The following is a 25,987-nucleotide window of genomic DNA, read 5'->3' as shown; positions in this document are numbered from 1 at the left end:
GGGAAAGGGCCCGGCGCCTTTGATCGCGGCTCCCTTGATGGGTACCCTGTCGCGATGGATTCCCTGATCGCCGCGGCCGCGCGCGCGCTCGCTGCCGGCGACGCGCTCGGTGCCCTCAAGCGCGTCGCCCTGCGCGACGACCCGCCGGCGCTCGCCCTGCGCGGCACCGCCCTGGCCCAGCTCGGCGACTACCCGCGCGCCCGCGAGCTGCTGCGTCGCGCCGCCCGCAGCTTTGGCGCGCGCGAGCACGTGGCGCACGCCCGCTGCGTGGTCGCAGAGGCGGAGGTGGCGCTGGCGATGCGCGATCTCCTCGGCTCGCCGCGCACGCTGGCAGCCGCGACGGTCACGCTCGAGGCGCGAGCCGATCGTGCCAATGCGCTGCACGCGCGTCTGATCCTGGTGCGCCGGCTGCTGTTGCTCGGCCGCCTCGACGAGGCCGCATCCACCCTGTCCGCACTCGACACGCAGGGCCTGCCGCCGTCGCTGCAGGCGATCGCCGAATTGGCCGCGGCCGAGGTGGCGCTGCGCTCGTTGCGGACGGCAACAGCACAAGCTGCGCTCACGCGTGCCCTGGATGCGGCCGGACGCGCGGACGTGCCCGCCCTGCTTGCCGAGGTAGGCGACGCGCGCGCTGTGCTCGATCGTCCCGCCGCCCGCCGCGTCCACGCGGACCGCGAACAATCGCTGCGCCTCGACGAGGTGGAAGCCCTGTTCGCCTCGGGCGCACTGGTGGTCGACGCCTGCCGCCGCGGCCTGCGCGCCGGCACGATCTGGCGGCCGCTGGCGCGCAGGCCGGTGCTGTTCGCGCTGGCGCGCGCGCTCGCAGAGGCGTGGCCGGGCGATGTGAGCCGAGACGCCTTGATCGCGCGCGCGTTCCACACCCGCCGCCCTGACGAGACGCACCGCGCGCGTCTGCGGGTGGAAATCGGCCGTCTGCGCGCACTGGCTGCGCCGCTCGCACATATCGAGGCCACCACGCGCGGCTTTGCGCTCACGCCGCGCGACGCGGACGCCGTGGTCGTGCTGGTGCCTCCCATCGACGGCGACCAGGCGTCGCTGCTGGCGCTGCTGGCCGACGGTACGGCCTGGTCGACCTCGGCCCTCGCGCTGGCGCTCGGGGCCAGCCAGCGTACGGTACAGCGCGCGCTCGTCGAACTGGAGGCAGAGNAAAAGGTGCGCTCGATCGGGCGCGCCCGCACGCAACGCTGGATGGCGCCGCCGCTGGCCGGATTCACGACGATCTTGTTACTCNCCCCCGCGCTGCCGCTCGGCTAAATTGAGTCTCACGGCGCCATTCCGGCGCACCCAAAGGAGTCAATTTGATGACCGCACCCCAAGCCAAGACCGTCGAATCCCCCTCCCAGACACCGGCACGTGCCGCCGAGATCGTGCGTGAATACGGCCCCTTCGCCGGTGCCGACCAGATCCACGGCGTCACCCACGACGGCCACCACGTCTGGGCCGCAACCGGACCCAGGCTGGTCGCCTTCGATCCCGAAAGCGGACAGCTCGCGCATACGCTCGATCGCGCCGGCGACGCCGGCACCGCCTTCGACGGCACCCATCTTTACCAGGTCGCAGACGCGCGCATCGACAAGATCGATCCCGTCACCGGCGAGGTCGTGGCGTCGATCCCTGCACCCGGGCATGGCAGCGACTCGGGGCTCGCCTGGGCCGAAGGCAGCCTGTGGGTGGGACAGTGTCGCGACCGCAAGATCCACCAGATCGATCCTGCCACCGGCGACATCCTGCGCACTCTCGAGTCCAACCGCTTCGTCACCGGCGTGACCTGGGTCGACGGCGAGTTGTGGCACGGCACCTGGGAAAACGACGGCAGCGACATCCGCCGCATCGACCCGGAGAACGGCGCCGTGCTCGAACGGCTCGAGATGCCGCCCGGCATCGGCGTCAGCGGATTGGAGTCCGACGGCGCGAACCTGTTTTATTGCGGCGGCGGCCCGAGCGGAAAGGTCCGTGCCGTGCGGCGTCCGAAACAAGGCAGATCATGAACAAGGAGACAGACATGGATACGATGACCAAACACACGATCGGAACGCGTGAAGCCTGGCTCGCAGCAAGGCTCGAGTTGCTCGAGGACGAGAAGGAACTGACGCGGCGCAGCGACGAGATGGCACGGCGGCGGCAGGCGCTGCCGTGGGTTCGCGTCGACAAGGACTATCGCTTCGATACCGACGAGGGGAATGCCTCGCTGGTTGACCTCTTCCGCGGGAATTCGCAGCTCCTCGTCTACCATTTCATGTTTGGACCCGACTACAAGGCAGGCTGTCCGACGTGCTCGTCGATTGCGGACGGCTTCGATGGCTTCGCCGTTCACCTGGCCAACCACGACGTCACGTTGGCGGCGGTGTCGCGGGCACCGTTCGCCAAACTCCAGGCGTACAAGCAGCGGATGGGCTGGACCTTTCCCTGGGCCTCATCGCTCGACGGCGACTTCAACTTCGACTTCGACGCCTCGTACTCCGAGGCGCAGCAGCGCGAGACGGGCATCGAATACAACTATCGGCGCGAGCCGCCGATGGCACCGATTCCATTTACGATGGGCAAGGAAGCCGGCGACCAATCGCCGCCCGTCCAGAACGCCATCATGACCGGAACCGACGTCTCGACCTATCTGCGCGAGCGGCCCGGCATGAGCGCATTCGCGCTCGAGGGCGGCGTCGTCTACCACACCTACTCCACCTATGCGCGCGGGCTGGACGGCCTCTGGGGCATGTATCAGTGGCTCGACCGCGCACCCAGGGGACGCAACGAAACGAGCATGTGGTGGCGCCGTCACGACGAGTACGGCAAGCGCTGAAGACAGGCCATGCTTTCCGCGCGGGCGTCCCAGCACGTCTTTCTTGGCGTATCGCCGCTGCGCTTCGCGGCAGGCGCAGCGGCGACGATCGTCTGGAGCGCGGCCATGTCGGGTATGGGCGCAATGTCGATGCCCGGCGGTTTCATTGCAATTGCCGCCGTGTCCATGGCAGCCTACGTACCGGGCATCCATTCGATCAGCCAGGTCATCAGGTACTCATCTCACGCACACTAGCCGATGCACGCCCAAGGTTTCCCGCCCATCGCCGACGCGCATACACGAATCCTGATCCTCGGCAGCCTGCCCGGCCAGGTGTCGCTCCAGCGGCAGCAGTACTACGCACAGCCGCAGAATGCGTTCTGGAAAATCATGGGCCGCCTCTTCGGTGCGGGCCCTGAGTTGCCCTACGAAGACCGCGCACAAGACCTGGTCCGGAACGGGATCGCGCTGTGGGACGTCTGCGCCGCGGCGCAACGACCGGGCAGCCTCGACGCCGCCATCGTGCATTCGAGCGTGGTGCCGAATGCGCTCGCCGCGTTCCTGGCAAACCATCCGGACGTCGGACTGGTCTGCTTCAACGGCAGCAAAGCGGCCGAACTCTATCGCCGGCTCGTGCTGCCCAGCCTGCCCGACACGCTCCGCGCCATCCGATACGCCACGCTGCCCTCGACCAGCCCGGCCCATGCGGCCATGCCGTTCGAAGAANAACTGACGCGCTGGGCAGCCGTGCTGCAGAATTGACGCCTCCAACGGGCGGCCACTCTTGATGCGGCCGCGAGTCATCCCTTCCTCCACGTCGCCATGCCCGCTCACCATTCCGTCATCGTCCGCAACCTGCTCCACCTTGCCGCCTCTGTCCTGCTGGTCATTGCGTGGTCCGGAATGGCACGTGCGGCAGAACCCTCGATCGATATTGCCGTTGGCACGCAGCCGCACCGCTTCACTCGCACCGAACTGCTGAGGCACCCTGCGCTTCGCAGCATCGAGATTCGAAATGATGTGGCCTACCACCGCACGATGCGCTACCTGGCGATACCGCTCTCAGCGCTGATCGCGTCATTGCCGCAGGTCGAGTCGCTGCAATTCATCGCACGCGACGGCTTTGTCGCCAATATCCCGGGTGGCCTGCTTGCCGGCGGGGCGCAGCCCTGGCTGGCGATCGAACCGGCGGATGCCGCGTGGCCGGCGCTCAAGCCGGGAGGCGGCAGTGCCGGGACTTTCTATCTGGTGTGGCGGGCGCCGGAAAAAGCCGGCATCTCGCCCGAGCAATGGCCTTACCAGATCGCCAGGATTGCGGACGCGGCGCCGCTGGAAACGCGCTATCCACAAATCCAGCCCAGGACGGCCGCGAACAGTGCGGAGCGACGCGGAATGCTGGTATTCGTGACCCACTGTGCGGCCTGCCATACGATCAACGGCGGCGGCGATGCGGCGGTGGGCCCCGACCTGAACCGGCCGTTCAATCCGACCGAATATTTCAACGAGCCGTTCCTGCGTAAGCTGATCCGCGACCCGGCATCGGTTCGCAATTGGGGGCGGCGCAGCATGCCGGGCTTCGCGCCGACGGTGCTGGGTGAGGCGCAACTGGACGATCTGCTGGCCTATCTGCGCCAGATGGCGATACAGCGCTGATACCGAAAACACAGGCGATCCACGCCATTCGGCCCAGGGCAATTAGAATAGTCCTGTCTCCCGTCTGGCTTTGCCCTGCATCGCCCCTGCCAACTGACGCCGTTTCCTGCACCATGACGACCCGCCCGACTCAACTCGACGCCGCCCACTTCGACGCCAAGGCCCGCCAATGGGACGACAACCCGGTGTTCCAGGAACGCGGGCTGAAGATTGCGCAGGCCATCCGGCAGGCCGTAGCCTTGAACAAACGCATGAGCGCACTCGACTACGGCTGCGGCACGGGCCTGCTGTCCTTTCCGCTGAAGGATGAGCTGGGCCCCATCCTGATGGCGGACAGCTCGGGCGGCATGCTCGAGGTGGTGGCGGGAAAGATCGCCGCGCAGGGCGTGGCCAACATGACGCCGATGAAGCTGGATCTGCTCGCCGATCCGGCCCCGACCCAACAATTCGACCTGATCGTCACGTCGATGACGCTGCACCATGTGCCCGACACCGACGCTATCCTGCGCATCTTCCACGATCTGCTGAATCCCGGCGGCACCCTGTGCATCGCCGACCTGGATCAGGAGGACGGCTCGTTCCACGGTCCGGAAGTCGATGTGCATCACGGCTTCGACCGCGCCGACCTGGGCCGGCGCGCCGCTGCGACAGGGTTTGCCGATGTGCGGTTCCAGACCGTGTTCAGCATTGCCAAGGCACGCGAGACCGGGACGCGGGACTATCCGGTGTTTTTGATGACCGCACGACGCGCAGGCGCATAGCGAAAGGACGACAAAATGGGTTTCGAGTACATGTTTTTCGACGAGGCGCTGCGCGACCGTTTCGTGGCGTTTGCGGCGGGGCACGGCATCGCGAGCACGATGCGACAGGACGAGATCGATGGCTTTGTCATCGAACTGCCGGACGGGCTGGACGACGAGCTGCAGGACACGCTCGAGGCCGAGTACGACGCGATCATGGACGCACAGATGCTGCTCGCCGAATCGGACGAGGATCTGGTCAGCCACGCCGTCGCCGGCGTCACCGTGACGCTGTCGGACGGCACGACCCGCGCCGTCCGCATTCCGCCCNCGATTGCACGCCGCCTCTTCGAGCACTTCACGCCCGAGGAAGTCCACGAGATCGCCACCGCGATTGCCGAAAGCGTGGAAAATCCGGTCGACGGGCCAATCTGCCACAAACCGCCCCAATAAATGCCCCTCGGGGCAGGAAAATCGCCCCGATCCGGCCATGATCGATGGCTGAAACGGCGCGATACGCTAGACTGTGCCCGGTCGCTGCACCACCAGAACATACGCTGTCCCGTAGATGAACCCCTCGCTGCTCATTTTCATTATTTCCTTCTTCGTGGCGCTGGCCATGAGCGGGATCCTGCTGATCCTTGCGCAGACCTACCCCAAAACCATACGGGGCCTGCGCGAATGGAGCCTGGGCGCGCTGGCCATCGCGCTGTGTTTTCCGCTCTTCATCGCCCGGGATCATATCCCGGACCTGTTGAGCATCATCCTGGCCAACCTGACGCTGTTGCTCGCCTTCATGGCGTTGAACGTCGGCACCCGCAAGTTCGCCGGCACGCCGCCGAAATACAACCGCCTCCTGCTGGCCCTGTTCGTGCTGACGTTCGTGGTGCTGTTTGTCTGGTTCACGTATGTCCAGCCCGATATCCGGATGCGCGTCGGAACCATGGTCCTGTTCACGCTCATCGTCGTCCTGGATCAGCTCTTTCTTGTGCTGCGGGCCTTGCCCAGGACGATGGGGCGTCATATCTGGGTCTCGTCGCTGGCGATCATGATCGTTTCGCGGCTGGTTCGCCTGGGCGCCCTGCTCATCGGTNTTNCACCCCCGACCGGGGTGTTTGACACGTCGGCCTCGCAGCTTGTCTATGTGGCGATTCCCGCCCTCACGATTCCGCTCGGCACGATCAGCCTGATCCTGCTCGCGTCGGAAAAGCTGCGGCACGACCTGGAGTTCATCAGCCGCCACGACGGCCTGACCAAATGCCTCAACAAGAATGCGGCGATGGAAGAGCTCGAGCGGGAGATTGCCCATACCCGGCGCCATGGCAACAAGCTGGCGATCATGCTGTTCGATCTGGACAACTTCAAGGATATCAACGACACGCATGGCCACCTCGAAGGCGACAGGATCCTGGTCGAGTTCGCAAGAAAGGTCAAAGCCTCGCTCAGGGCATCGGACCAGCTCACGCGTTTTGGGNGAGATGAGTTCATGGCCATTCTCCCTGACGCCGATCTCGAACAGGCCCGGATCGTTGCAAATCGATTTCAGGAAACCGGAAGGGGAAGCCAGCCTGTCGCCTGGTCGGTCAGCATCGGCATTTCGGCATGGCAGGACCCGGACGACACCCTGGATGCCTTGCTGACCCGCGCCGACAAAGCCCTCTATAAATCCAAGGCGCTGGGCCGGGATCAGACGCAATCCATCTGACACACCCGCCGGGGATCGGCTTTCCCCACGAATACGGCCTTCACGAATCCCTCCCTTCCGAGAACGAATACGGCCCAGCCAGGTCTTATTTTTCTTGGGCGGATCGCGGGCTCGACAACGCCCGTATCCGGACTATGTTTTATCGGAAAGGCTTCAAATCCACCTGGTAGTACAAATAAACCTGTCTATAGTGGTACAGACGTTAAAGTTTGCCTTGCACCAGTCGTAATCATCAGGCCAGTCAGCCCCCTCCGTACGCTGCTGACCATCTCGATAACCAGGAGATATGCCATGCGCAACATGCAATATCTGACTTCCAAACATCGGATCGGTGTCACGACACCCGCCAGGCTGGAACAGTGGGCGGATATTTCCGAGGATCTGGTTGCAGCGGCTGTGGACGCACTGAACGAGATGGGAAACATCACGGCCCATCAATGTTTTACTCATCCCGAGACCTTGACCGAAGACCGGATCACGGCCTATGCCCTGGCACTGATGCGCCTGCGCGAATGCGCCAGCACGGCGGGTTTCGATCGCCTGGTGAACGCGTGTGATGCGCTCGCAGTGACGGTATCCCGCCTAATCGAGGACCGAAGCTGCATCTGCCGCGAAAAATGCGAGGCGCTGACACGCTTTGTCGGGCACGCGAAAACGATGATCCAGATGTCCATTGAGCGTGCAAAGCGCCGCACGCTACCCGTTCCTGAAATCCACACGCCTTCCGACAGAGTGAACGTCGAGCGCAACGTGCACGCCTCGATCTAAACGCAGATCAGTGCGGTCCGGCGCCGCTCCTATCCGGCTCGTTTCGATTGCCTCCCCGTTTCCGCCGACACGGGCATCAGCGACACCACCTCCTCCATCGCATCGGCGAGCAGGCCAGGCAACATCGGATCCAAGCCCTCACGCCATTCAAGCCCGATGGTTCTCGCCACGCCCAAGCCCGAGACCGGCACGGCCACCAGGTCGTCCGGCACGAGGCTGCGCGGCGCCAGGGTCATTCCCGTCCCGTTTCGTATCAACCGGAAAGCAAGTTCTTCACGTTCGGCACGCACCGTCACACGCAGCGTCACGCCGGCGGCCTTCAACTGCGCGCGGCCTACCGCATCCAGCTCGCAAGTCGATCGGTGTACAAACGGATACGCCCCCAAATCCCGGACCGAAATGGGCCCAGACGTCTGTGCGAGCGGATGGTCCGGCGCCACCACGGCGACCAGGGGTTCGCGCCACAATACGCGCGCGTTGGCGGCGAGATCGCTAACGTTCGTCCAGCCGAAGTCGATCCGCGCCTGGGCGAGCCATCCGGCCACACGCTCGGGNGAGGCTTCCCAAACCTCCAGCCGCACGTTGGGCGCCTGTTTTGCCACCGCTTGAACCAGCGCGGCAATCGCCTCGTGCGGCAGGGTATTGAGCACGCCCACGCGAATCCGTCGTAGTTCCTCGGCCTCACCCAGAAAATCGGCACGCGCCACATCGCATTGCCTGAGGATCTCGCGCGCATGCCGATAGAAGCGGCGGCCTGCCGGCGTCAGGCGAAGTGGCCGGTTGGCCGGGATGGATCGGTCGAAGAGCGGCCGGCCCAGCGTCTGCTCCAGCGCCTTGAGGCCGGCCGACACGGAGGGCTGCGAAAGATGCAGCCGCTCGGCCGCCTTGATCACGCCGCCATACTCCACCACCGCAGCCAGAAAGCGGAGATGCTGGATTTTCATAATAGGTTTCTCCTATTATTTTCAATAACAACAATCGATTATAAATATTTGTAGCGCGACCGTAGACTGGCCGCCCAGATCCGCATGAACGGTTCATGGGGTCATTCATCGGAGGATGCATGAACAGCAAACTGTCTACGCTCGCGTTTCTGCGACGGCAACTGGATGGCAGCCTGCCTGCGGATGCCACAACGGAGATGCGTTATCCCACTGCAATCTCGCAACTTCTGGGGTTCAGGATTACGGATGTCGACGTGGGGTATGCGCAAATCGAACTGGATGCAGATGCGGCCATCCATGGCAACCAGCAGGGCACCGTGCACGGCGGCATGTTGTGCGAACTGGCCGACGCCACCATCGGAACCGCGCACTCGACCGCCATCGCGGAAGGCGAAACCTTCGCCAGCATCGATCTCAGGATCAGCTTCTTCAGGCCTGTGTGGCGATCCGTGCTGACCGCGACCGCACGGCAGGTCCAGCACGGAAAGACGCTGACACACTACGAATGTGAGATCGTCCGGGACGACGGCAAACCGGTCGCACGCGCAACGAGTACGGTCATGACTCTTCGAGGGNAGGCTGCGAACGGACGGTGAGGCTCATCCCGGGATGTCTTCCCGGCTTCCCGGGCAAGCCGGGTGTCTCAAACCCTGCAACGAAAATAGAGAATCGCTGAAATTGAAGAGATCATGCTCACGACGGGCGGCAGCCGATACATTGGCGCGGCTACCGTGCAGCTTGCCGCCGCGCGGGGCTATGCCGTGTGCTACCGGGCCGAACGCTTGCACGCCGAAATCATGCGAAATCCCCGATGCCCGTGCCCGAATGAATCAGCCTGACATACCCTTGAGCCTGGCTAGGACAAACGTTGGTCATTTGCGTTATCGTCAGCTTTTCTCCAGGGCCATACCCCATCCCGACCATGAGCAAGCCCATCATTTACCACATCCCTGTCTGTCCGTTCTGCCAGCGTCTGGACATTCTGCTGACGTTGAAGGGCCGTCGCGACGAAATCGACTTTCAGGTGATCGACATCACTCAGCCGCGTCCCGACTGGCTGTTGAAANAGACCCGCGGCACCACGGCGTTGCCGGTGCTGGAAACGGCCGACGGGCACATCATCAAGGAAAGCCTGGTCATCCTGCAGTATCTCGAGGACATCTATCCGGAACAGCCGGTCGCCCAGCGCGACCCTTACCGGCGTGCGGTGGAAAACATGCTGACTCGGATGGATGCCGATNTTTTCAGCCAGGGCTACACCTGGTTGATGAACCAGGACCCCGCACGCTGTGCGGCCCTGCGGGAAGACATGCTGAAGCAATATGCCCTGCTGAACGATTTCCTGCTGGAACACGCGCCGTCCGGCCCGTTCCTGTTCGAAACGTTCGGCTGGGCGGAGACCGTGTTCACGCCGTTCTTCGAGCGCTTCTGGTTTCTGGAATATTACGAAGGCTTCACGCTGCCTGGTGACACTCGCTACGCCCGCGTGCGCGCGTGGGTCGACGCCTGTATTTCGCATCCGGCCGCCCAGCAGACGACCTTGGAGGAAGTGGTCAAGCTCTATTACGACTATTCGAAGGGAGCCGGGAACGGCGCCTTGCCGCCCGGCCGAACGAAGTCTTCCTTGTCGCCGGCACCCGACTGGCGCACCCGCCCCTGGCCGCCGCGAAACAAGTATGCGCACAGCGCGACCGATGCGGAACTGGGCTTGCTGTAAAGCGCGTTACCGCACCGAACGGTAGGTGCCGCCCCTTTCCTGCTTGCTCAGGACCAGCTGCCAGAGCTGGCCCTGGCGGGAACGGAAAAACCCNGCGCAACTCATCAGATAGTATTTCCACATGCGATAGAAGCGCTTGCCGTACTTGGCTTCCAGGAAAGGCCAGGCGGTGTCGAAGTTTTCCCACCAGGCCATCAGGGTATGGTCGTAATCCTGACCAAAGTTGTGCCAATCCTCGATCAGGAAGCGGCTTTCCAGGGTTGATGCGATCTCTTTGGCCGACGGCAGCTTGCCATTGGGAAAGATGTATTTGTCGATCCAGGCATCGGTCTTCGGCGACGTGACGGAATTGCCGATGGTGTGCAGCAGGAACAGTCCGTCGTCCTTGAGCGCACGATGCGCCGTGTCGAAATAGACGGCGTAGTTNTTCGGGCCGACATGCTCGAACATGCCCACCGAAACGATCTTGTCATATTGTTCGGTAAGGTCCCGATAGTCCATCAGCTCGATCGATACCGGCAGGCCCTCGCAGCGCGCCCGCGCCAGTTTCTGCTGCTCTTTCGAGATGGTGATACCGACCACCTCGACGCCGTAGTGTTCTGCCGCATAGCGGGCCAGCCCGCCCCATCCGCAACCGATTTCGAGCATGCGTTCGCCAGGCTTCAGTTCCAGCTTGCGGCAGATCATGTCGAGTTTCTTCAGTTGCGCGTCCCGCAGCCCGGCCGCGTTGTGCCAGTAGGCGCAGGAGTAGCTCATGGTGGGGTCGAGCATGGCCTCGAACACGTCGTTGCCGATGTCGTAGTGCTGCTCGCCCACCTGGAAGGCGCGCCGGCTGGATTGGAGGTTGAACAGGCTGTGGCGCAGAATCTCGCCCAGCAGGCGCAGCTGCGACCAGTTGTCGATTTTNTCCTCGACCCGGGCGCTCAGAAGACGGTGGAAAAGCTGGTCCAGCCGCTCGCACTCCCACATCCCGTCCATATAGGCCTCGCCGAAACCGAGCGACCCCTTCGTCAAGACAAGCTGGTAGACGCGTTCATCGAGTATCCGGATATCCCACGGGGCGTCACCATTGATCGTGACGCCGGCATCGCCGGCAAGCTCGCGGAGGATGGTGGGGGCGGCGGGNAGCGTTGGCGCATCCCCGGCAGGGTCAAGGACGAGCGCATCTTCCGTTTGCATCGAGGGTTCCCTTTCTAAAACCTTGAGGCGCCCAGAGTAGATTTTCGACAATTATTTAACAAACGATTTTTTTATATCTTATATATCGTATATATCGATACTTGTACTTCACATTGCTGGCATCATGACGTCCAGCTGGTTAGATTTCCAGGAACCGGGACACGGCAATTCGGTGGGGAGACCCATCGCCGGATTACCATCCACGCCTGTATCCATAGGGTATTCAGACACCACGCCTCGCCGCCGGCCGGCAATGCCCGCAGCATCTCTGGCGGTTCAGTACACGCCTTTCAATCCGCGCCGGACAATCCACCTCGCAGGAACGCACTGCGGCTGGCAAAGCGCATAAGATATATTTTTGTGATTTTATCCGTCCAGCACGACTGGCCGCGCTTCAACTTGTAAGGACAGTTCGTCCGGGGCGACCAAGAGATTCCCGACAGGAGATCTCATGCGTATCGTCCTGCTGTTCTGCTGTGTCCTGGCCATCCCTGTCGCGGATGCCGCCACCTGCAATGCCGTCAGCGGCGCATCGCGCAACAGCCTGCTCGAACTGTATACCTCGGAGGGTTGCAGTTCCTGCCCGCCAGCCGACCGCTGGCTATCGCACCTGCCTGACGATGCCGGAGTGGTACCGCTGGCATTCCACGTGGACTACTGGGACCGGCTGGGTTGGCGCGACCCGTTTGCCCAGGCCGCTTTCAGCCAACGCCAGCGGGCACGCAACAACGGAACCGGTTGGGTCTACACGCCTCAGGTGATGCTCGACGGCAAGGATTACCGCGCCTGGCAACGCGGCCTGCNNCCTCGCTCGACCGCGCCCGCACCGGTCCGTCTGGCACTCACGCTGACCCAATCGACCGACCGCCTGGACGTCCAGGCCGACAGCCGCTTCGATGACCAGGCTGCCGGACATGAGGCGCAACTGTATCTGGCCCTGACTGAGAACCGCCTGGACTCGGAGGTCACTGCAGGGGAAAACGCCCGGCGGGTCCTGCACCACGACCATGTCGTGCGCCAACTGGCCGGGCCGTTCGATCCGCACCATGCCCGCCAACGCTTCAGACTGCAGCCCGGATGGAAAGCTGCCGATCTGGGCGTGACGGCGTTCGTGCTCGATGCACGCGGGGCGACCTTGCAGGCGCTGGCATTGCCAGCCTGTCCTTAGCTTGAACCGTTGTGTGACCCCGTCCTAGGCAAACGGATACTTGATTCCCACCGCCTGCCAGTGCGCCGCCTCCTCTTCCAGCGCACGCTGGGTGAGCGGCCGGCTTTCCAGCCAGCCTTCGGGCAAGGTCAGGCGGAAACGTTTGTTGCTCGCGTCCACCTTCACCTCGGGCAGGTGGGGCTCGGCACGGTTACGGCAGAGGATGACAGCCTGGCGCAGCAGCCACACCAGCAAACGGTCGTTGTCCGACACCGTACCGGAGGCGAATGCCGGCAGCTTCGTCAGCGCGCCGCGCTGGGCGCGCGCCAAGAGCGCCAGGCGCGCCTGGTCGGTACGCGAGAAACCCGGCATGTCGGCATTTTCCAGGATGTAGCCGGAATGACGGTGGTAGCCGCCGTGCGACACCATGAGCCCGATTTCGTGCAGGCGCGCGGCCCAGTCGAGAAAGCGCACGTCATTGTCGTCGCCAGCGCCACTGCCGCCCTGGGCAGTCAGCAGATTCATCGCCACTTGCCTGACACGCGCGGCCTGGCGGGCGTCGATGTGGTAACGACGCATGAACTCACCCACTGTCGCCTCTCGCATGTCGTGCTTGTGGAAACGTCCCAGCAGATCGTAGAGGATGCCTTCGCGCATGGCGGTCTCGGCGACGTCCATCTGTTCGATTTCAAGCTCGGCGAAGAGGCCCGCCATGATGGCGAAGCCGCCAGCGATGACCGGGCGGCGGTCGCGCGTCAGGCCGGGCAGTTCGAGCGCGTCGAGGTGGCCAGCCCGGATGAACTGGGCGCGCAGCTGGGCGAGTCCATCGGCCGTGATGCCGTGTGCCGACCAGCCGCTCTGTTCAATGATCTCGCGCAGCGCGCGAGCGGTGCCGCTGGAACCCACGGCCTGCTGCCAGTTGCCCCGNGAAAACGCTTTCGCAATACGCTCGACCTCGACGCGGGCCGCGGTCTCGGCAGCTTTCAGCGCCGCCTTGTCGACGACCCCGTCGGCAAAGAAACGCTTGGAGAAATTGACGCAGCCCATGTGCAGGCTTTCCCGCTCGTGCGGCTTCAGTCCATGTCCGATGATGAATTCGGTGGAGCCGCCGCCGATGTCGACGACCAGGCGCCGGTCAGGCGATGCCGGCAGCGAATGCGCGACGCCCAGATAGATGAGCCGCGCCTCCTCGCGCCCGGCGACGATCTCGATCGGATGCCCGAGCGCAGCTTCGGCCCGNGGAATGAATTCGCCGGCATTCTTGGCGACGCGCAGCGCCGAGGTGCCGACGCAGCGGATCGCTTCCGGCGACAGGCCGCGCAGGCGTTCGCCGAAGCGCTGCAGGCAGGCCAGCGCGCGTTCCTGGGTGGCGTCGTCGAGCCGCTTGTCGGCACCGAGCCCGCCGGCCAGGCGCACGGTCTCCTTCAGCGAGTCGAGCGGATAGAGCTGGTCGCCGGCGACCCGCGCCACTTCCAGGCGGAAGGAATTGGATCCGAGGTCGACGGCGGCAAGGGTGTCGTAGGTCTTCATGCGGATTTGCCGAAAAACAGATAGGCCATGCCGATGGCGGCGAGGATGCCGGCGACGTCGGCGACCAGACCGCAGGTGACGGCGTGGCGCACCCGCTTGATGCCGACCGCGCCGAAGTATACGGCCAGCACGTAGAACGTCGTCTCGGTGCTGCCCTGCACGATGGACGCGAGCCGCCCGGCGAAGGAGTCCGCGCCGTGGGCCTGCATGGTGTCGATCATCATGGCACGCGCGCCGCTGCCGGAAAATGGCTTCATCAGCGCGGTGGGCAGCGCGTCAACCCAGCGGGCATCGAAGCCCAGCGCCAGCACGGTGCTGCGCACGCCATTCATCAGCAGGTCGAGCGCGCCGCTGGCACGGAACACGCCGATCGCCACCAGCATGGCGACAAGATACGGGATGATCGTGACCGCCGTGTTAAAGCCCTCCTTGGCCCCCTCGACGAAGGCCTCGTAGGCATTGACGCGCCGCCACACCGCCATCAGCAGGAAGGTCACGATGATGCCGGACAGCACGACGTTGCTGAGGATGGCCGACTGCCGCGTCATCTCGGCCGCGTCGAGGCTGGAGAAATAGGCGACCAGCCCGCCGATCAGCGCCGTGGCCCCGCCCAGGTAGGCCATCGTGACGCGATTCCACAGGTGCAGGCGCTGGAACAGGCCGGTAACCAGGATCCCGGTCAGGGTGCCGATATAGGTGGTGATGAGCAGCGGCACGAAGACGTCGGTGGGATCGGCGGCGCCAAGCTGCGCGCGGAAGGTGAAGATGGTGACCGGCAGCAGGGTCACCGACGCGGTATTGATCACCAGAAACAGGATCTGCGCATCGCTGGCGGTGTCGGGCGAGGGGTTGAGCTTCTGCAGCTCCTGCATCGCCTTGATACCGAGCGGCGTCGCGGCATTGTCGAGCCCCAGCATGTTGGCCCCCATGTTCATGGTCATCGCGCCCAGCGCAGGGTGGTTGGGCGGCACGTCGGGAAACAGGCGGCGGAACAGCGGCGCGAGCCCGCGCGTCAGCACGTCGAGCATGCCGGCCCGTTCGCCGACCTTCATCACCCCCAGCCACAACGCCATCACGCCGGTGAGGCCGAGGGCGATTTCAAATGCCGTCTTGCTGCTGTCGAACAGTGATTTGACCAGTGCGGAAAACACCCCGGCGTCGCCGAGGAAAACCAGCTTGAACAGTGCGATCAGGAAGGCGACTAGAAAAAACCGACCCACAGCGCGTTAAGCATGGGACCTTAGGAAATCCAGCTGGCGACGACAACCAGCAGCCCGGCCACCAGCCAGATCACCAGCCCGCGCCAGATCATGCTAATGGCGCTGTCGATGCAGTCGGCGTCAGGGGCCTGGCCCGTGCCCAGTTCGGGCCGCCACACGGTTTCGTCCCCCACGTTGAGGCTCTGGCCCAGACGCACCCCCATGGCGCCGGCGCCGGCGGCGAGCACCACGCCCTCTTCCTCTTCCGGCCAGCCCGGCGCCTGGCTGCGCCAGCAGAAGGTGGCATCCTCGAAGTTGCCGGCAATGGCATAGGTCAGTGCAGTCAGCCGGGCCGGCAACCAGTTGATGGCATGGAAGGCTCGCAGGGCGAACAGGCCAAATCGACCCTGGGTGTTCGTCCAGCGTCGCGCCAGGATCGAGGCGGTGCGGAACAGTACTGCCCCGACCGGTCCCAGTGGCGCCAGCAGCACGAACCAGAACAGCACGCCGAACATCTGGCGCTGGCTTGCTGCCATCACCTGCTCGATAGTGACGCGCGCGATGTCATCCGCGCTGAACGCGCTGGCATCGCCACCACGCCATGCGCCGAGTTGCGTACGTGCCGAATCGAGCTCGCCGGCGCGCAACAGGCGTGCGATGCGCTCGGCATCGTCGCTGAAATATTTGAAGCCCAGGGTGACATACAGTACGCCCACATTCCACACCCACCCGAGAAACGGGCTGATGCCGCCGAGCAGAAAGAAAACCAGCCATACACCTATCAGCACCGGCATGACTGCCAGCGTCCAGGCGATCGCGCCGTGGCTGTATTCGCCAGCGTTGAGCTTGCGCTGGAGCCACTGGATGAACAAGGTATAGCGCTGGTAATGCGGTAACGGCTGCCGCAACGGGCGTACGTGCTCGAGCACGAGGGCAGCGAAGACGGAGAAGAACGCCATCAGCGGTTCATTTCCAGGGTAAAAACGCCGATCCGGTCGGCCTGGCCTGCCGGACGGTACAGCTCCACCGTCGGCATGACGATGCCCTTGCCATGCGCTTCCAGCATGTCATCCAGCGCCTGGTAGGCCTTGGACGGTGCCAGCAGTACCGCCGCCTGAACGCGCGCCAGGTAGACCGGACGCCGCTCGATGCGGCCCTCCTTCAGGCCGGCGGGGACCGGGGCGTCATCGGCCAGGGTATAGCCCAATTGCGCGCGCACCTTGCCATTGTCGGCGCGCGGATCGGTGAGGATGACGCTGATTGTGTCGCCTGCCGTCACCCGGGCCTCAGTGAACCGGTCCAGTACCGCATTCTGCGATTTACGCATGTTGCTGATCGGACCTTCGTAATCGAGATAGGCATAACGATGCGGCCCGGCCACGGTTTCGGTCACGCTGACCGAGTTGAACCCGCCCCACCACCAGAAAACTGCGACGATCGGCAATACGAACGCCAGCACAAACGCCGGCCACTGTTTCTTGAACACGGATGCAACCCCTTCTACAACGCGAGAAGATACCACAGCCTCGTGCCGCGCCCGATGCGCGCCTTTCCGCCGGCCTGTCTTCAAGTTCAGCCGTAAAATGGACGTTAACCTAGACATACGCTGACGCCCTGACCCGCCATGCACGCACCGACCGGATCGATCCGACCCCTGCGACGATATCCCGCATGCGTATTCGCCGTCTCCAAGCTAGGTAGCCATGTCTAGTCTCGACGTCGTGGACGCTCCTCCGCATCCGCTTGCCGACGAGCATAGCGGTCTTCAGCAGCTTGCGCTGCTGGAGGCGAGCGTTGCCCGCCTGAACGATATCGTGCTTATCACGGAGGCCGATCCCTGCGACGAACCGGGGCCGCGCATCGTGTTCGTCAATGATGCGTTCGAACGGCTCACCGGTTATCGACGCGAAGAAGTATTGGGAAAATCGCCTCGTTTCCTGCAAGGTCCCCTGACCGACCGCCACGAGCTCGACCGCATCCGTGCCGCGCTGGAAGCCCGACAGCCGGTACGCAGCGAACTCATCAATTACACCAAGGCGGGCGAACCCGTCTGGCTCGATCTCGACATCGTCCCAGTCACCGATGCGTCCGGCCGGCATACGCACTTCGTGGCAGTGCAACGCGATATCACCGAACGCAAACGGGTCCTGCAGGCACTGCACGAAAGCGAGGCACGTTTCAAGACCGTCGCTCGCGTCATCTCCGATACCATCTGGGACTGGGACCTGCTTTTGGACCGCATCTGGTGGAATGAAGGCATGCAAAGCACATTCGGCCATGTGCCGGCCGACCTGCCCCTCGACAGCAGCTCGTGGACTCGGCATCTCCACCCCGACGACCATGGCCGGGTACTGGAAAGCATCCGCCAGGTAATCGACAACGGCGGGACCAACTGGGCGGCCGAATACCGCTTCCAGCGCAAGGACGGCCACTATGCCTACGTGCTGGATCGCGGGTCGGTGATCCGCGACGGCAGCGGGCGTGCCCTCCGCATGGTCGGCGGCATGACCGACCTTACTAGCCGCAATGACGCCGAACTTGAACTGGCTCGCCTCAACCGCGCTCTGCACATGCGAAGCGCCTGCAACGAAGCCGTGGTCCACGCGACAAACGAGCAGGGCTTGTTGAACGAGATCTGCCGCATTGCCGTCGACGTCGGTGGATATCGCATGGCCTGGATCGGCTATACCCAGGACGATGTCGAACAATCGGTATTGCCCATCGCCTGGGCAGGCATGGGCACAGACTCGCTGCAGGATGTTTCGTTCAGCCGGTCCGACGACAAGGCCGTGGGCCGCGGGCCGGTCGGACGGGCATTGCGCAGCAACCAGGTGGTGACGGTCGAGGACCTGCAGTCCGATCCCGGCTCCGCACCCTGGCTCGGAATTGCCTTGCACCATGGTTATCACAGTCTGGTCGTGCTGCCCTTGCACGATGGTCAGCATGTCTACGGGGTATTTTCCCTGTTCTCGTCCAAGGTGCGCCACTTCGGTGCCGAGGAGATTCGTCTGCTGCAGCAACTGACCGGCGATCTGGCATTCGCCATCGCCACGCTGCGCAACCGCCTCGAGCAGGATCGGATCCAGGCCGCCGTGCTGAAGATCGCCGCGGGCGTATCCGCCAATTCGGGCAACGCCTTTTTCGAAGAGCTGGTGTGCAACATGACCGAGGCACTCGGCGCCAGCGCCGGGTTCATTGCACGAATCCAGCCCGGCGAACCGGCCTCGGCGCGCACCGAGGTGGCCTACCTCGATAGCCGGATCATTCCCAACTTTGAATATCCACTCTCAGGCACGCCCTGCCAGCATCTCAGCGACACGCTCAATTACGTAATCCCCGCCCGCGTCAGCGAATTGTTTCCCTGCACTGCAGAACTCAGTGCGCACCGCGCCCAGGCCTACGTGGGCCACCGGCTGGACAATTCGGCCGGCCAGCCGATCGGGCAGCTGTTCGTGCTATTCAGCCATCCTCTGCGGGACACGGCTTTCATCACGTCCACGCTGCAGATCTTTGCCTCCCGCGTGGCCTCGGAGCTCGAACGTCAAGCCGCCGACGCCCATATCCGACAACAGGCCTCGCTGCTCGACAAGGCACAGGATGCCATCGTGGTCCGCGGCCTCGACCACGTCATCCGCTACTGGAACAAGGGGGCCGAGCGCCTGTATGGCTGGACCCGTGACGAGGCGGTTGGCCAGCCGGCAGACACGCTGCTGTATGCCGATCCGGATGACTTCCACCAAAGCACGCGTGCAGTCAGGGAACTGGGCGAATGGAACGGCGAAATCATGCAGCGGCGCAAGGATGGCAGCACGCTCATCGTCGAAGCCCACTGGACCCTGCTGCGCGACGAACAACAAGTGCCGGATGCCATCCTGGGGATCAATACCGACATCACCGAACGCAAGGCTGCCGAGCGCGAGATCCAGTACCTGGCGTTTTATGACCATCTCACCGGCTTGCCCAACCGCCAGTTACTGCGCGATCGCCTGAGCCATGCGCTGGCGATCGATGCACGCCTGTCACAGGTGGGTGCCCTGTTGTTCATCGACGTCGACAATTTCAAAGCGCTGAACGACACGCTGGGTCATGCCATCGGCGATCTGTTCCTGCAACAGCTTGCCCAGCGCCTGCAAGCCTGCCTGCGCGAGGGCGATACGCTGGCACGGCTCGGCGGCGACGAATTCGTGATCGTGCTGGAAAACCTTGCCGGCACTCCGCATGAAGCTGCCGCCCATGCAATGCTGGTGGGCGAGAAGGTACTGGCCAGCTTTGCATCGCCCTTTCTGCTGTCCGAGTATGTGCACCACAGCACATCGAGCATCGGCATCACACTCTTCAACGACCAGCCAGCCACCCAGGACGAATTGCTGCAACGCGCCGATCTCGCCATGTACCAGGCCAAGGCACAAGGCCGCAACACCCTGCGCTTCTTCGATCCAGCCATGCAGGCGGCGGCGGCCGTCCGCGCCGAATTGGAAGCCGATCTGCGCCACGCTTTACAGAACCATGCCTTCGAGCTGCATTATCAGGCGCAGGTCGACAGCCGGGGACACCTCTGCGGGGCCGAGGCGCTGCTGCGCTGGCATCACCCCGAACGCGGCTGGATCGCGCCGGCCACCTTCATCCCGCTGGCCGAGGAAACCGGCCTCATCCTGCCGATCGGGCTGCGTGTACTGGAAAGCGCCTGCCTACAACTGGTGGCCTGGGCCGCCCAGCCGCACATGGCATCGCTGAATCTGGCGGTGAACGTCAGCGCACGCCAGTTTCGCCAACCGGATTTCGTGTCTCAGGTACTGGACGTCATCGACCGCAGCGGTGCCGATCCGCACCGGCTGAAATTGGAACTGACCGAGAGCCTGCTGGTGGACAACATGGAAGAAACCATCGTCAAGATGAGCGCGCTCAAGGCACGCGGCATCGGCTTTTCGCTCGACGATTTCGGTACCGGCTATTCGTCGCTGGCGTATCTGAAGCGGTTGCCGCTGGACGAGATCAAGATCGACCAGTCATTCGTACGCGACGTGCTGAGCGACCCCAACGATGCGTCCATTGCGCACAGCATCCTGGCCCTGGGACAGAGTCTCAATCTGGACGTGGTGGCCGAGGGCGTGGAAACCGAGGCCCAACACGTCTTTCTCGCCGATCGCGGCTGCCAGACCTACCAGGGCTATCTGTTCAACCGCCCCCAGCCGCCCGCCGTATTCGAGGCGTGGGCGCACACGCAACAGGTACGCACAGCGCCGCCCGCCGGAGTCCCGCAACTATAATATCGCCTGCTATCAGGAGGGCCCCGTCACCATGATTCGCCTGTTGTTCGCCTTGTTGCTGCTCAATCTGTTTCCCCTTGCTCACGCCACCAACAACGATGTCACCGTACCGATGAAGCTTGTGCGTCTTGGCGCCCACAGCTATTTCGTCCAGGGCCAGTCGGGCGCAGCCTCCAGCGAAAACCAGGGCTTCATGTCCAACGCCGGGTTCGTGGTCACCCGCGACGGCGTGGTTGTCTTCGACGCCCTTGCCTCGCCCCCGCTGGCCGAGAAACTGCTTGGCCTGATCCGTACGGTCACCAAACAACCGATCAAACGGGTCATTGTCAGCCACTACCACGCCGACCACTTCTACGGTCTGCAGGTCTTCAAGGCGCAAGGCGCCGAAATCTGGGCGCAGCGCGCCGCCGAAGGCGCCACCCGCACCCCGGAAGCAGCCCTACGCCTGGCCCAGCGCAAAGAGGCGCTCTTCNCCTGGGTGGATGACGATACCCACTTGCTGGAAGCGGACCATTTCGTCGAGGGTGACACCGAGTTCGAGATGGGCGGCCTGCATTTCATCCTGCGTCACGTCGGCCCGGCCCATTCCAGCGAGGATCTCGCGATGCTGGTCAAGGAAGATGGCGTGCTCTACGCAGGCGACGTGGTGTTTCGTGGACGCGTACCGTTTGTCGGCGACGCCGACAGCCGCGCCTGGATCGCCGCGCTCGACAAACTGATCGCAGTTCATCCCAGAATCCTGGTTCCCGGTCATGGCGCGCCGTCACGGACACCGCGTGCCGATCTCGTCTTCACACGCGACTATCTGAGCTACCTGCGCAGCAGCATGGGCGAAGCGGCCCGCAACCTGGTTCCTTTCGACGAAGCCTACGAANAAACCGACTGGTCGAAATATCGTGCCATGCCGGCATTCAACGAAGCCAATCGGGTGAATGCCTACAACCAGTATCTGCGGCTGGAGACGGAAGATCCCGGCGAGTAGCCCGCAGAGAATGGCGTAACCCCTGTACCGTATCGAAAATCACCTGCGGAACAATCTTCCGTCGCCGGACTGACGACTGTCATTGACTAAAGCACCCCATAAAGCGTAATAATCGAGTTTCATAAGAAAATAGTATAAAACTTATCGTCAATGCTTTGCCCCCGAAGAGCTCTTGCAGAAAAATCAGGCCGTGTCGAACTCGTGGCATCGATATCGCGCGGAACCGAGCTTTGAAAGCTTTGTGGAACTGGCGGTTTCCATCAACAGTTTTACCGAATTCCTGATCGACAAGGGCATTGCGGCATTGCATCACGCCAGCCATCAGCTCGAACAGGTGACGCTCGCGTTGTTCAACCGGGAAGTTGGGCATCCACTGCCGCAGACCGCGCTGGACGATCTGAGCGAGCGCGTCGGCGCGCTTGCACGCATGACCCATGCCCACGCCACGGCCACGGCCGGGCTGATCGAGCACTGCCAGGACACGCATCACGCCTCGCCCGCATCCGTACGCATCGGCCAGACCTGGCTGATCGCGCGCGACCGGGCCGATTGGGCCGGCCTCGAAGCACAACTCGGCTATTTCGGCATGGCGGCCGGATTCGTCACCTGGGACCAGGATTTGCCGGACAGCGCGGGTGTCGCTCCCCTCCTGCTGCTCGACATGAGCAGCCTGCCCGAAAACGAATGGCGCGCCCGGATACAGGCGCTACGACAGCGATTCGGAATGGGGCAATTGATCTGCCTCGGCGTACGGTCCGACTTCGAGCAACTGCAGCAGGCATTGAGCGGCGGCTGCGACAGCTGCCTGCTGGAAGGCACCCCGCCGCACGCCATCATCGAGCACATCATGGAGCTGAACGAGCGGCACGAGCAGGAAGCGTACCGCGTGCTGATCGTCGAGGATTCCAAGACCGCCAGCCACCTGATCCGGCGCACACTACAGGAAAACCAGATCGTGTCGGAGATCGTCAACGACCCGCGCCAGACGCTGAACGCGCTCAAGCAGTTCAATCCCGACCTGATCCTGATGGACATGTACATGCCCAACTGCACGGGCGTCGAGGTCGCACGCATCATCCGCCAGCACAACGAATTTCTCAGCATGCCCATCGTCTACCTGTCGGGCGAGACCAACGTCGCCCTGCAGGTCGACGCCATGCGGCTGGGCGGCGACCATTTCCTCACCAAGCCGTTCAATCCGGTGTTCCTGAACACCATCGTCATGAGCAAGATCGAGCGCTATCGCGCCCTGCGCCGCTCGATGTACCACGACAGCCTGACCGGCCTGCTCAACCATTCCAGCGGCAAGAACACCCTCGACATGCTGCTGTCAGGCGTGACGCACGAAGGCGGTTTCCTGTCGGTGGTGATGATGGATATCGACCATTTCAAGCTGGTCAACGACACCTACGGCCACCCGGTCGGCGACCAGGTCATCCGCAGCCTGTCCTGGCTGTTGAAGCAGCGCCTGCGCAAGCACGACATCCTCTGTCGCTACGGCGGCGAGGAATTTCTCATCGGCCTGCCGCACACCGATGCCGAAGAGGCCTACACCATCGTGGACCGCATCCGCCACGATTTCGCGCAGATCAAGCATCCCTATCGCGATACCCATTTTCTGGCCACCGCCAGCGGCGGCATCGCCACCTATCCACTCCATCAGACCGGCGACGCCCTGATCAAGGCCGCGGACGAGGCGCTCTACCGGGCCAAACGCGGCGGCCGCAACCGCATCCACAGCAGCGACGATTAGGGACTAGCCCAGGATCAGTTTCAGGCCGATCAATAGGGTCACGATCTCGAACGAACGCTTGATCCACAGATTGCCCTTCTTGATGGCCATGTGGCTGCCGAGGTAGCCGCCGAGGATCGAGCCGGCCAGCAGCGCCGGCATCCATCCCCACGCCACCGTGCCGATCACGCCCAGCACCAGTGCGCCGGTGCCGTTCCATACCAACCCGCAGAGGATCAGCGTATAGGCCACCGCGCGGGTGTAGTCGAGGCCAAACCAGCGGATCAGCCAGATGGTGAGAAACAGCCCGGTGCCGCTGGTGATCGAGCCGTTGAGAAAACCCACGAAGAAAAGCCCCGCCATGCCGCCGGCAAGCGCAGCGCCCTGCCGGTTCCTGGGCTGGTGCGTCATGCCGAGGCTCGGTTTGAATACCGAATACAGGCCGAGACCAAGCGTCAACACCCCGAGCGCCAGGGTGGCGGCCCGCTCGGGAACATGCAGGATCGTCAGCGCCCCCAGCACCACGCCTGGCAGCCCCGCGCCCAGGATGATCAGCGAGAAGCGGCGTTCGAGATGCGATTCCTTCAGATGCCGGAGCGTGGCGCCGAGTCCGAGCGCCACGCTGGCGATCTTGTGCGTGGCCAGCGCCACCCCGAAAGGCAGCCCCAGAAAGATGAGAACGGGAAACTGGATCAGACCGGCCCCGCCGCCGGACAGTGCCGAGAAAAANTTCGCCGCCAGCGAGGCGACGAACAAAACCAGCTGGTCGAACGCGTTTATTGGACCGTGACCCCGATTTCAGCGGGCAGCTTGGCATAAACCAGCGTCAATCCCGCGTCGGCGATGCGCTTCAGCAACTGGTCGGCCATTGCCGTCTCGACGAAGAACTCCACCACCACCGGCAACTCGCCCGCCAGTTCGAAGAACCCCGCATCGTGCCGGCCATGGCGACCGAATCCGGCCAGCGCACCGAATGCCGATCCGCCGGCGATGCCAAGTTCCTGCGCGACATCAAGCAGCCATTCATAGGTCAGTTTTCCATGATGACGGCTGGCTTCGGACACAAACACCTGCAAGCAGACTGTGTTCATTTGAAAAACCTCATCGAATAAAACCCCAATCCGGTGGCAAGGAAGGAGCCGATCATATGGGTCAAGGCAATCAGACTACCGGTCAGCCAGAACCCNCGCATCAGCGTAGTGACCACTTCGGCGGAGAACGTGGAAAACGTGGTGAGTCCGCCGAGCAGGCCTGTAATCAGAAACAGCCGGGCTTCCGGCGGCAGGCCGGGATGTTCGGTAAACCATGCGATAGACAGGCCAATGACATAGCCGCCGATCAGGTTCGCGGCCAGCGTGCCCAGCGGCATCGGTTGAAACAGGGGATTGAGCCAGAGTCCCAGCCCCCAGCGTAGCCACGCACCGATGGCTGCGCCCAAGCCGATGGCGAGAAAGGCGATCATGGCTGGGACGAATGGCAGGGACGGGGCATGCCGCCATTCTAATGCAGACGATTCAATTCACATCCGGCATCCAGGCCATGTCCGTCTCGCCGAAATCGACGCCGAGCTGGCTGAGCAGGGTCGTGATCTGGCCGCGATGGTGCGTCTGATGGTGGAACACGTGTGTGAGCAAGGTGCCGAGCTGGAGCGATTTCGGCTGCCCCGTCATCAGGCTGACGTAGTCGATACGGCGACTGAGCTGTCGCGCCGTCAGCGCACGGCGGCTCTGACGCTGCCTTACATCGCGTCCTTGATGATGCCGGTCAGCAGAGTCTCCACCTCGCCCAGCGCCTTCTTCAGCGCCGGATTCGAGGTGGGGCCAGGTTTGCGGTATGCCATGTAGACGTGCTTGTCGTTCGGAATCGTGTACACCGATACGATATACGGACACATCACCATCGCATGCGGATCGGCTTCCATCATCTGCCGCGAGATCGTGGCGCTGCAGAACTCGAACTGTTCTCCCTCCACGTATACCTGCTTGGTCGCACCGACTTCAGGGCCGGTGCGCGCCAGCATTTCGGCGATCTTGTTGGTGTGGTTGATCTTGAGACCCTTGCCCTCGATCGCGAATTGAAGCGCGTCGCGCACATCCTGGAAGGTGCCCTGGGTTTTGAACAGGACCGTGTAGCCCTCGGACGCCATCGCGGAAAGCGGCAGGCACAAGATCGCACACACAGCGAGGATTTTCTTCATGGCACTCTCCTGAATATTTCAATATTTCAGATCGTGATTTTCTGTCGTGCACGATCGAACCGCAATGGTCGTTTGCTACACTCGCCGCATGAACACGCAACTCCGAGCAGACGGCCGTTTCTGGCTGACACTGGACGGCAAANACTTTCTCGGCCGGGGCCGGGTCGAGCTACTGCAACGCATCCGCGAGACCGGTTCCATTTCCAAAGCTGCCAAGACGATGAAGATGAGCTACAAGGCCGCATGGGACGCCGTGGATGCGATGAACACGGCCTGGGACACGCCTCTGGTTGAAAGTGGTCCGGCCGGCAGCCGGCTCACACCTGATGCCGAGCGGCTCATCGCCGCCTATCAACAGGCCGAGGCGCGACACGCGGCCTTCATGCTGAAACTGGCACAGAGCCTGCCCGGGCCCGGCGCATAGTCAACC

Annotated in this window: 28 protein-coding genes; 17 read left to right on the top strand and 11 right to left on the bottom strand. The window is 63.3% G+C overall.

All coding sequences use genetic code 11. The annotated features are described in order from the left end of the window. Window positions 1-54: 54 nt before the first annotated feature. The 10 genes from HZY77_RS02075 (at window position 55) to HZY77_RS02030 (ending at window position 7,663) form a co-directional block, all read left to right on the top strand. Window positions 55-1,275 (top strand): helix-turn-helix domain-containing protein, encoded by a 1,221-nt coding sequence (locus HZY77_RS02075; protein ID WP_296818252.1) that lies wholly within the window; start codon window positions 55-57, stop codon window positions 1,273-1,275. Window positions 1,276-1,322: 47 nt separating this feature from the next. Beyond that, the gene (locus tag HZY77_RS02070) at window positions 1,323-2,009 is read left to right on the top strand and encodes a hypothetical protein (RefSeq protein ID WP_296818249.1); all 687 of its coding nucleotides are present in this window, start codon (window positions 1,323-1,325) and stop codon (window positions 2,007-2,009) included. A 14-nt stretch (window positions 2,010-2,023) separates the two neighbouring features. Continuing rightward, entirely contained in the window at window positions 2,024-2,818 is a 795-nt protein-coding gene (locus HZY77_RS02065; RefSeq protein WP_296818247.1) for a DUF899 domain-containing protein, read from the top strand. Window positions 2,819-2,827: 9 nt separating this feature from the next. Beyond that, entirely contained in the window at window positions 2,828-3,052 is a 225-nt protein-coding gene (locus HZY77_RS02060) for a hypothetical protein (RefSeq protein ID WP_296818245.1), read from the top strand. 3 nt (window positions 3,053-3,055) lie between these two features. Further along, a complete protein-coding gene (locus HZY77_RS02055; protein WP_296818242.1) occupies window positions 3,056-3,559 on the top strand; it encodes a DNA-deoxyinosine glycosylase in 504 nt (167 codons plus the stop codon). 60 nt (window positions 3,560-3,619) lie between these two features. After that, window positions 3,620-4,450, top strand: a complete 831-nt coding sequence (locus HZY77_RS02050) for a cytochrome c (RefSeq protein WP_296818241.1) — start codon at window positions 3,620-3,622, stop codon at window positions 4,448-4,450. 113 nt (window positions 4,451-4,563) lie between these two features. Further along, on the top strand, window positions 4,564-5,211 hold the full coding sequence (locus HZY77_RS02045) for a class I SAM-dependent methyltransferase (RefSeq protein WP_296818239.1): 648 nt from the start codon (window positions 4,564-4,566) through the stop codon (window positions 5,209-5,211). A 15-nt stretch (window positions 5,212-5,226) separates the two neighbouring features. Then, complete coding sequence (locus HZY77_RS02040; protein ID WP_296818237.1) at window positions 5,227-5,643, top strand: hypothetical protein; 417 nt, start codon at window positions 5,227-5,229, stop codon at window positions 5,641-5,643. Window positions 5,644-5,758: 115 nt separating this feature from the next. Further along, the gene (locus HZY77_RS02035) at window positions 5,759-6,895 is read left to right on the top strand and encodes a GGDEF domain-containing protein (RefSeq protein ID WP_296818235.1); all 1,137 of its coding nucleotides are present in this window, start codon (window positions 5,759-5,761) and stop codon (window positions 6,893-6,895) included. A gap of 291 nt (window positions 6,896-7,186) precedes the next feature. After that, window positions 7,187-7,663 (top strand): hypothetical protein, encoded by a 477-nt coding sequence (locus HZY77_RS02030; protein ID WP_296818233.1) that lies wholly within the window; start codon window positions 7,187-7,189, stop codon window positions 7,661-7,663. A 29-nt stretch (window positions 7,664-7,692) separates the two neighbouring features. On the opposite strand, the gene HZY77_RS02025 is transcribed toward HZY77_RS02030, so the two are convergent. After that, window positions 7,693-8,607 carry a LysR family transcriptional regulator gene (locus tag HZY77_RS02025; protein ID WP_296818231.1) on the bottom strand — a complete coding sequence of 305 codons (915 nt, stop codon included), beginning with the start codon at window positions 8,605-8,607 and terminating at the stop codon, window positions 7,693-7,695. Window positions 8,608-8,726: 119 nt separating this feature from the next. Between HZY77_RS02025 and HZY77_RS02020 the strand changes: the two genes are divergently transcribed. Beyond that, the gene (locus tag HZY77_RS02020) at window positions 8,727-9,203 is read left to right on the top strand and encodes a PaaI family thioesterase (protein ID WP_296818229.1); all 477 of its coding nucleotides are present in this window, start codon (window positions 8,727-8,729) and stop codon (window positions 9,201-9,203) included. A 326-nt stretch (window positions 9,204-9,529) separates the two neighbouring features. Then, window positions 9,530-10,324: a glutathione S-transferase family protein gene (locus HZY77_RS02015; RefSeq protein ID WP_296818227.1), complete on the top strand. Its 795-nt coding sequence runs from the start codon at window positions 9,530-9,532 to the stop codon at window positions 10,322-10,324. 6 nt (window positions 10,325-10,330) lie between these two features. Here the strand turns inward: HZY77_RS02015 and cfa are convergent, their stop codons facing one another. Continuing rightward, complete coding sequence (cfa, locus tag HZY77_RS02010; RefSeq protein WP_296818225.1) at window positions 10,331-11,503, bottom strand: cyclopropane fatty acyl phospholipid synthase; 1,173 nt, start codon at window positions 11,501-11,503, stop codon at window positions 10,331-10,333. Window positions 11,504-11,954: 451 nt separating this feature from the next. Between cfa and HZY77_RS02005 the strand changes: the two genes are divergently transcribed. Continuing rightward, window positions 11,955-12,671, top strand: a complete 717-nt coding sequence (locus tag HZY77_RS02005) for a DUF1223 domain-containing protein (RefSeq protein ID WP_296818223.1) — start codon at window positions 11,955-11,957, stop codon at window positions 12,669-12,671. Between the two features lie 24 nt (window positions 12,672-12,695). Here the strand turns inward: HZY77_RS02005 and ppx are convergent, their stop codons facing one another. From ppx to HZY77_RS01985, 4 genes are read right to left on the bottom strand one after another with little or no spacing between them, the layout of a single operon-like run. After that, complete coding sequence (gene ppx, locus HZY77_RS02000) at window positions 12,696-14,180, bottom strand: exopolyphosphatase (protein WP_296818221.1); 1,485 nt, start codon at window positions 14,178-14,180, stop codon at window positions 12,696-12,698. Next, on the bottom strand, window positions 14,177-15,400 hold the full coding sequence (locus tag HZY77_RS01995; RefSeq protein ID WP_296818218.1) for a spore maturation protein: 1,224 nt from the start codon (window positions 15,398-15,400) through the stop codon (window positions 14,177-14,179). Before HZY77_RS01995 ends, ppx begins: the two co-directional genes overlap by 4 nt. Window positions 15,401-15,420: 20 nt before the next feature. After that, window positions 15,421-16,338, bottom strand: a complete 918-nt coding sequence (locus HZY77_RS01990) for a CobD/CbiB family protein (RefSeq protein ID WP_296818216.1) — start codon at window positions 16,336-16,338, stop codon at window positions 15,421-15,423. Continuing rightward, complete coding sequence (locus HZY77_RS01985; RefSeq protein WP_296631465.1) at window positions 16,338-16,865, bottom strand: hypothetical protein; 528 nt, start codon at window positions 16,863-16,865, stop codon at window positions 16,338-16,340. Before HZY77_RS01985 ends, HZY77_RS01990 begins: the two co-directional genes overlap by 1 nt. A 217-nt stretch (window positions 16,866-17,082) precedes the next feature. Here HZY77_RS01985 and HZY77_RS01980 point away from each other — a divergent pair, with 217 nt between their 5' ends. From HZY77_RS01980 to HZY77_RS01970, 3 genes are all read left to right on the top strand, one after another. Beyond that, on the top strand, window positions 17,083-20,646 hold the full coding sequence (locus HZY77_RS01980; RefSeq protein ID WP_296818214.1) for an EAL domain-containing protein: 3,564 nt from the start codon (window positions 17,083-17,085) through the stop codon (window positions 20,644-20,646). 31 nt (window positions 20,647-20,677) lie between these two features. Further along, window positions 20,678-21,628 carry an MBL fold metallo-hydrolase gene (locus HZY77_RS01975; RefSeq protein WP_296818212.1) on the top strand — a complete coding sequence of 317 codons (951 nt, stop codon included), beginning with the start codon at window positions 20,678-20,680 and terminating at the stop codon, window positions 21,626-21,628. A 241-nt stretch (window positions 21,629-21,869) separates the two neighbouring features. After that, entirely contained in the window at window positions 21,870-23,381 is a 1,512-nt protein-coding gene (locus HZY77_RS01970) for a diguanylate cyclase (protein ID WP_296818210.1), read from the top strand. A gap of 3 nt (window positions 23,382-23,384) precedes the next feature. Here the strand turns inward: HZY77_RS01970 and HZY77_RS01965 are convergent, their stop codons facing one another. From HZY77_RS01965 to HZY77_RS01945, 5 genes are all read right to left on the bottom strand, one after another. Then, window positions 23,385-24,116 carry a sulfite exporter TauE/SafE family protein gene (locus tag HZY77_RS01965; RefSeq protein ID WP_296818208.1) on the bottom strand — a complete coding sequence of 244 codons (732 nt, stop codon included), beginning with the start codon at window positions 24,114-24,116 and terminating at the stop codon, window positions 23,385-23,387. Between the two features lie 20 nt (window positions 24,117-24,136). After that, window positions 24,137-24,451: a DUF190 domain-containing protein gene (locus tag HZY77_RS01960; protein ID WP_296818205.1), complete on the bottom strand. Its 315-nt coding sequence runs from the start codon at window positions 24,449-24,451 to the stop codon at window positions 24,137-24,139. Then, on the bottom strand, window positions 24,448-24,822 hold the full coding sequence (gene crcB / locus HZY77_RS01955; RefSeq protein ID WP_018508224.1) for a fluoride efflux transporter CrcB: 375 nt from the start codon (window positions 24,820-24,822) through the stop codon (window positions 24,448-24,450). Before crcB ends, HZY77_RS01960 begins: the two co-directional genes overlap by 4 nt. A gap of 52 nt (window positions 24,823-24,874) precedes the next feature. Further along, window positions 24,875-25,030 (bottom strand): DinB family protein, encoded by a 156-nt coding sequence (locus HZY77_RS01950; RefSeq protein ID WP_296818203.1) that lies wholly within the window; start codon window positions 25,028-25,030, stop codon window positions 24,875-24,877. A gap of 68 nt (window positions 25,031-25,098) precedes the next feature. Continuing rightward, the gene (locus HZY77_RS01945; RefSeq protein WP_296766113.1) at window positions 25,099-25,557 is read right to left on the bottom strand and encodes a DUF302 domain-containing protein; all 459 of its coding nucleotides are present in this window, start codon (window positions 25,555-25,557) and stop codon (window positions 25,099-25,101) included. An 88-nt stretch (window positions 25,558-25,645) separates the two neighbouring features. Between HZY77_RS01945 and HZY77_RS01940 the strand changes: the two genes are divergently transcribed. After that, the gene (locus HZY77_RS01940; RefSeq protein WP_296818201.1) at window positions 25,646-25,981 is read left to right on the top strand and encodes a LysR family transcriptional regulator; all 336 of its coding nucleotides are present in this window, start codon (window positions 25,646-25,648) and stop codon (window positions 25,979-25,981) included. The last annotated feature ends 6 nt before the right edge of the window (window positions 25,982-25,987 follow it).

Origin of the sequence: Thiobacillus sp., assembly GCF_013693775.1 — a bacterium.
Lineage (GTDB): Bacteria > Pseudomonadota > Gammaproteobacteria > Burkholderiales > Thiobacillaceae > Thiobacillus.
Note: the sequence above shows the minus strand (reverse complement) of the source record. Positions and strands in the feature narration are given on the sequence as shown.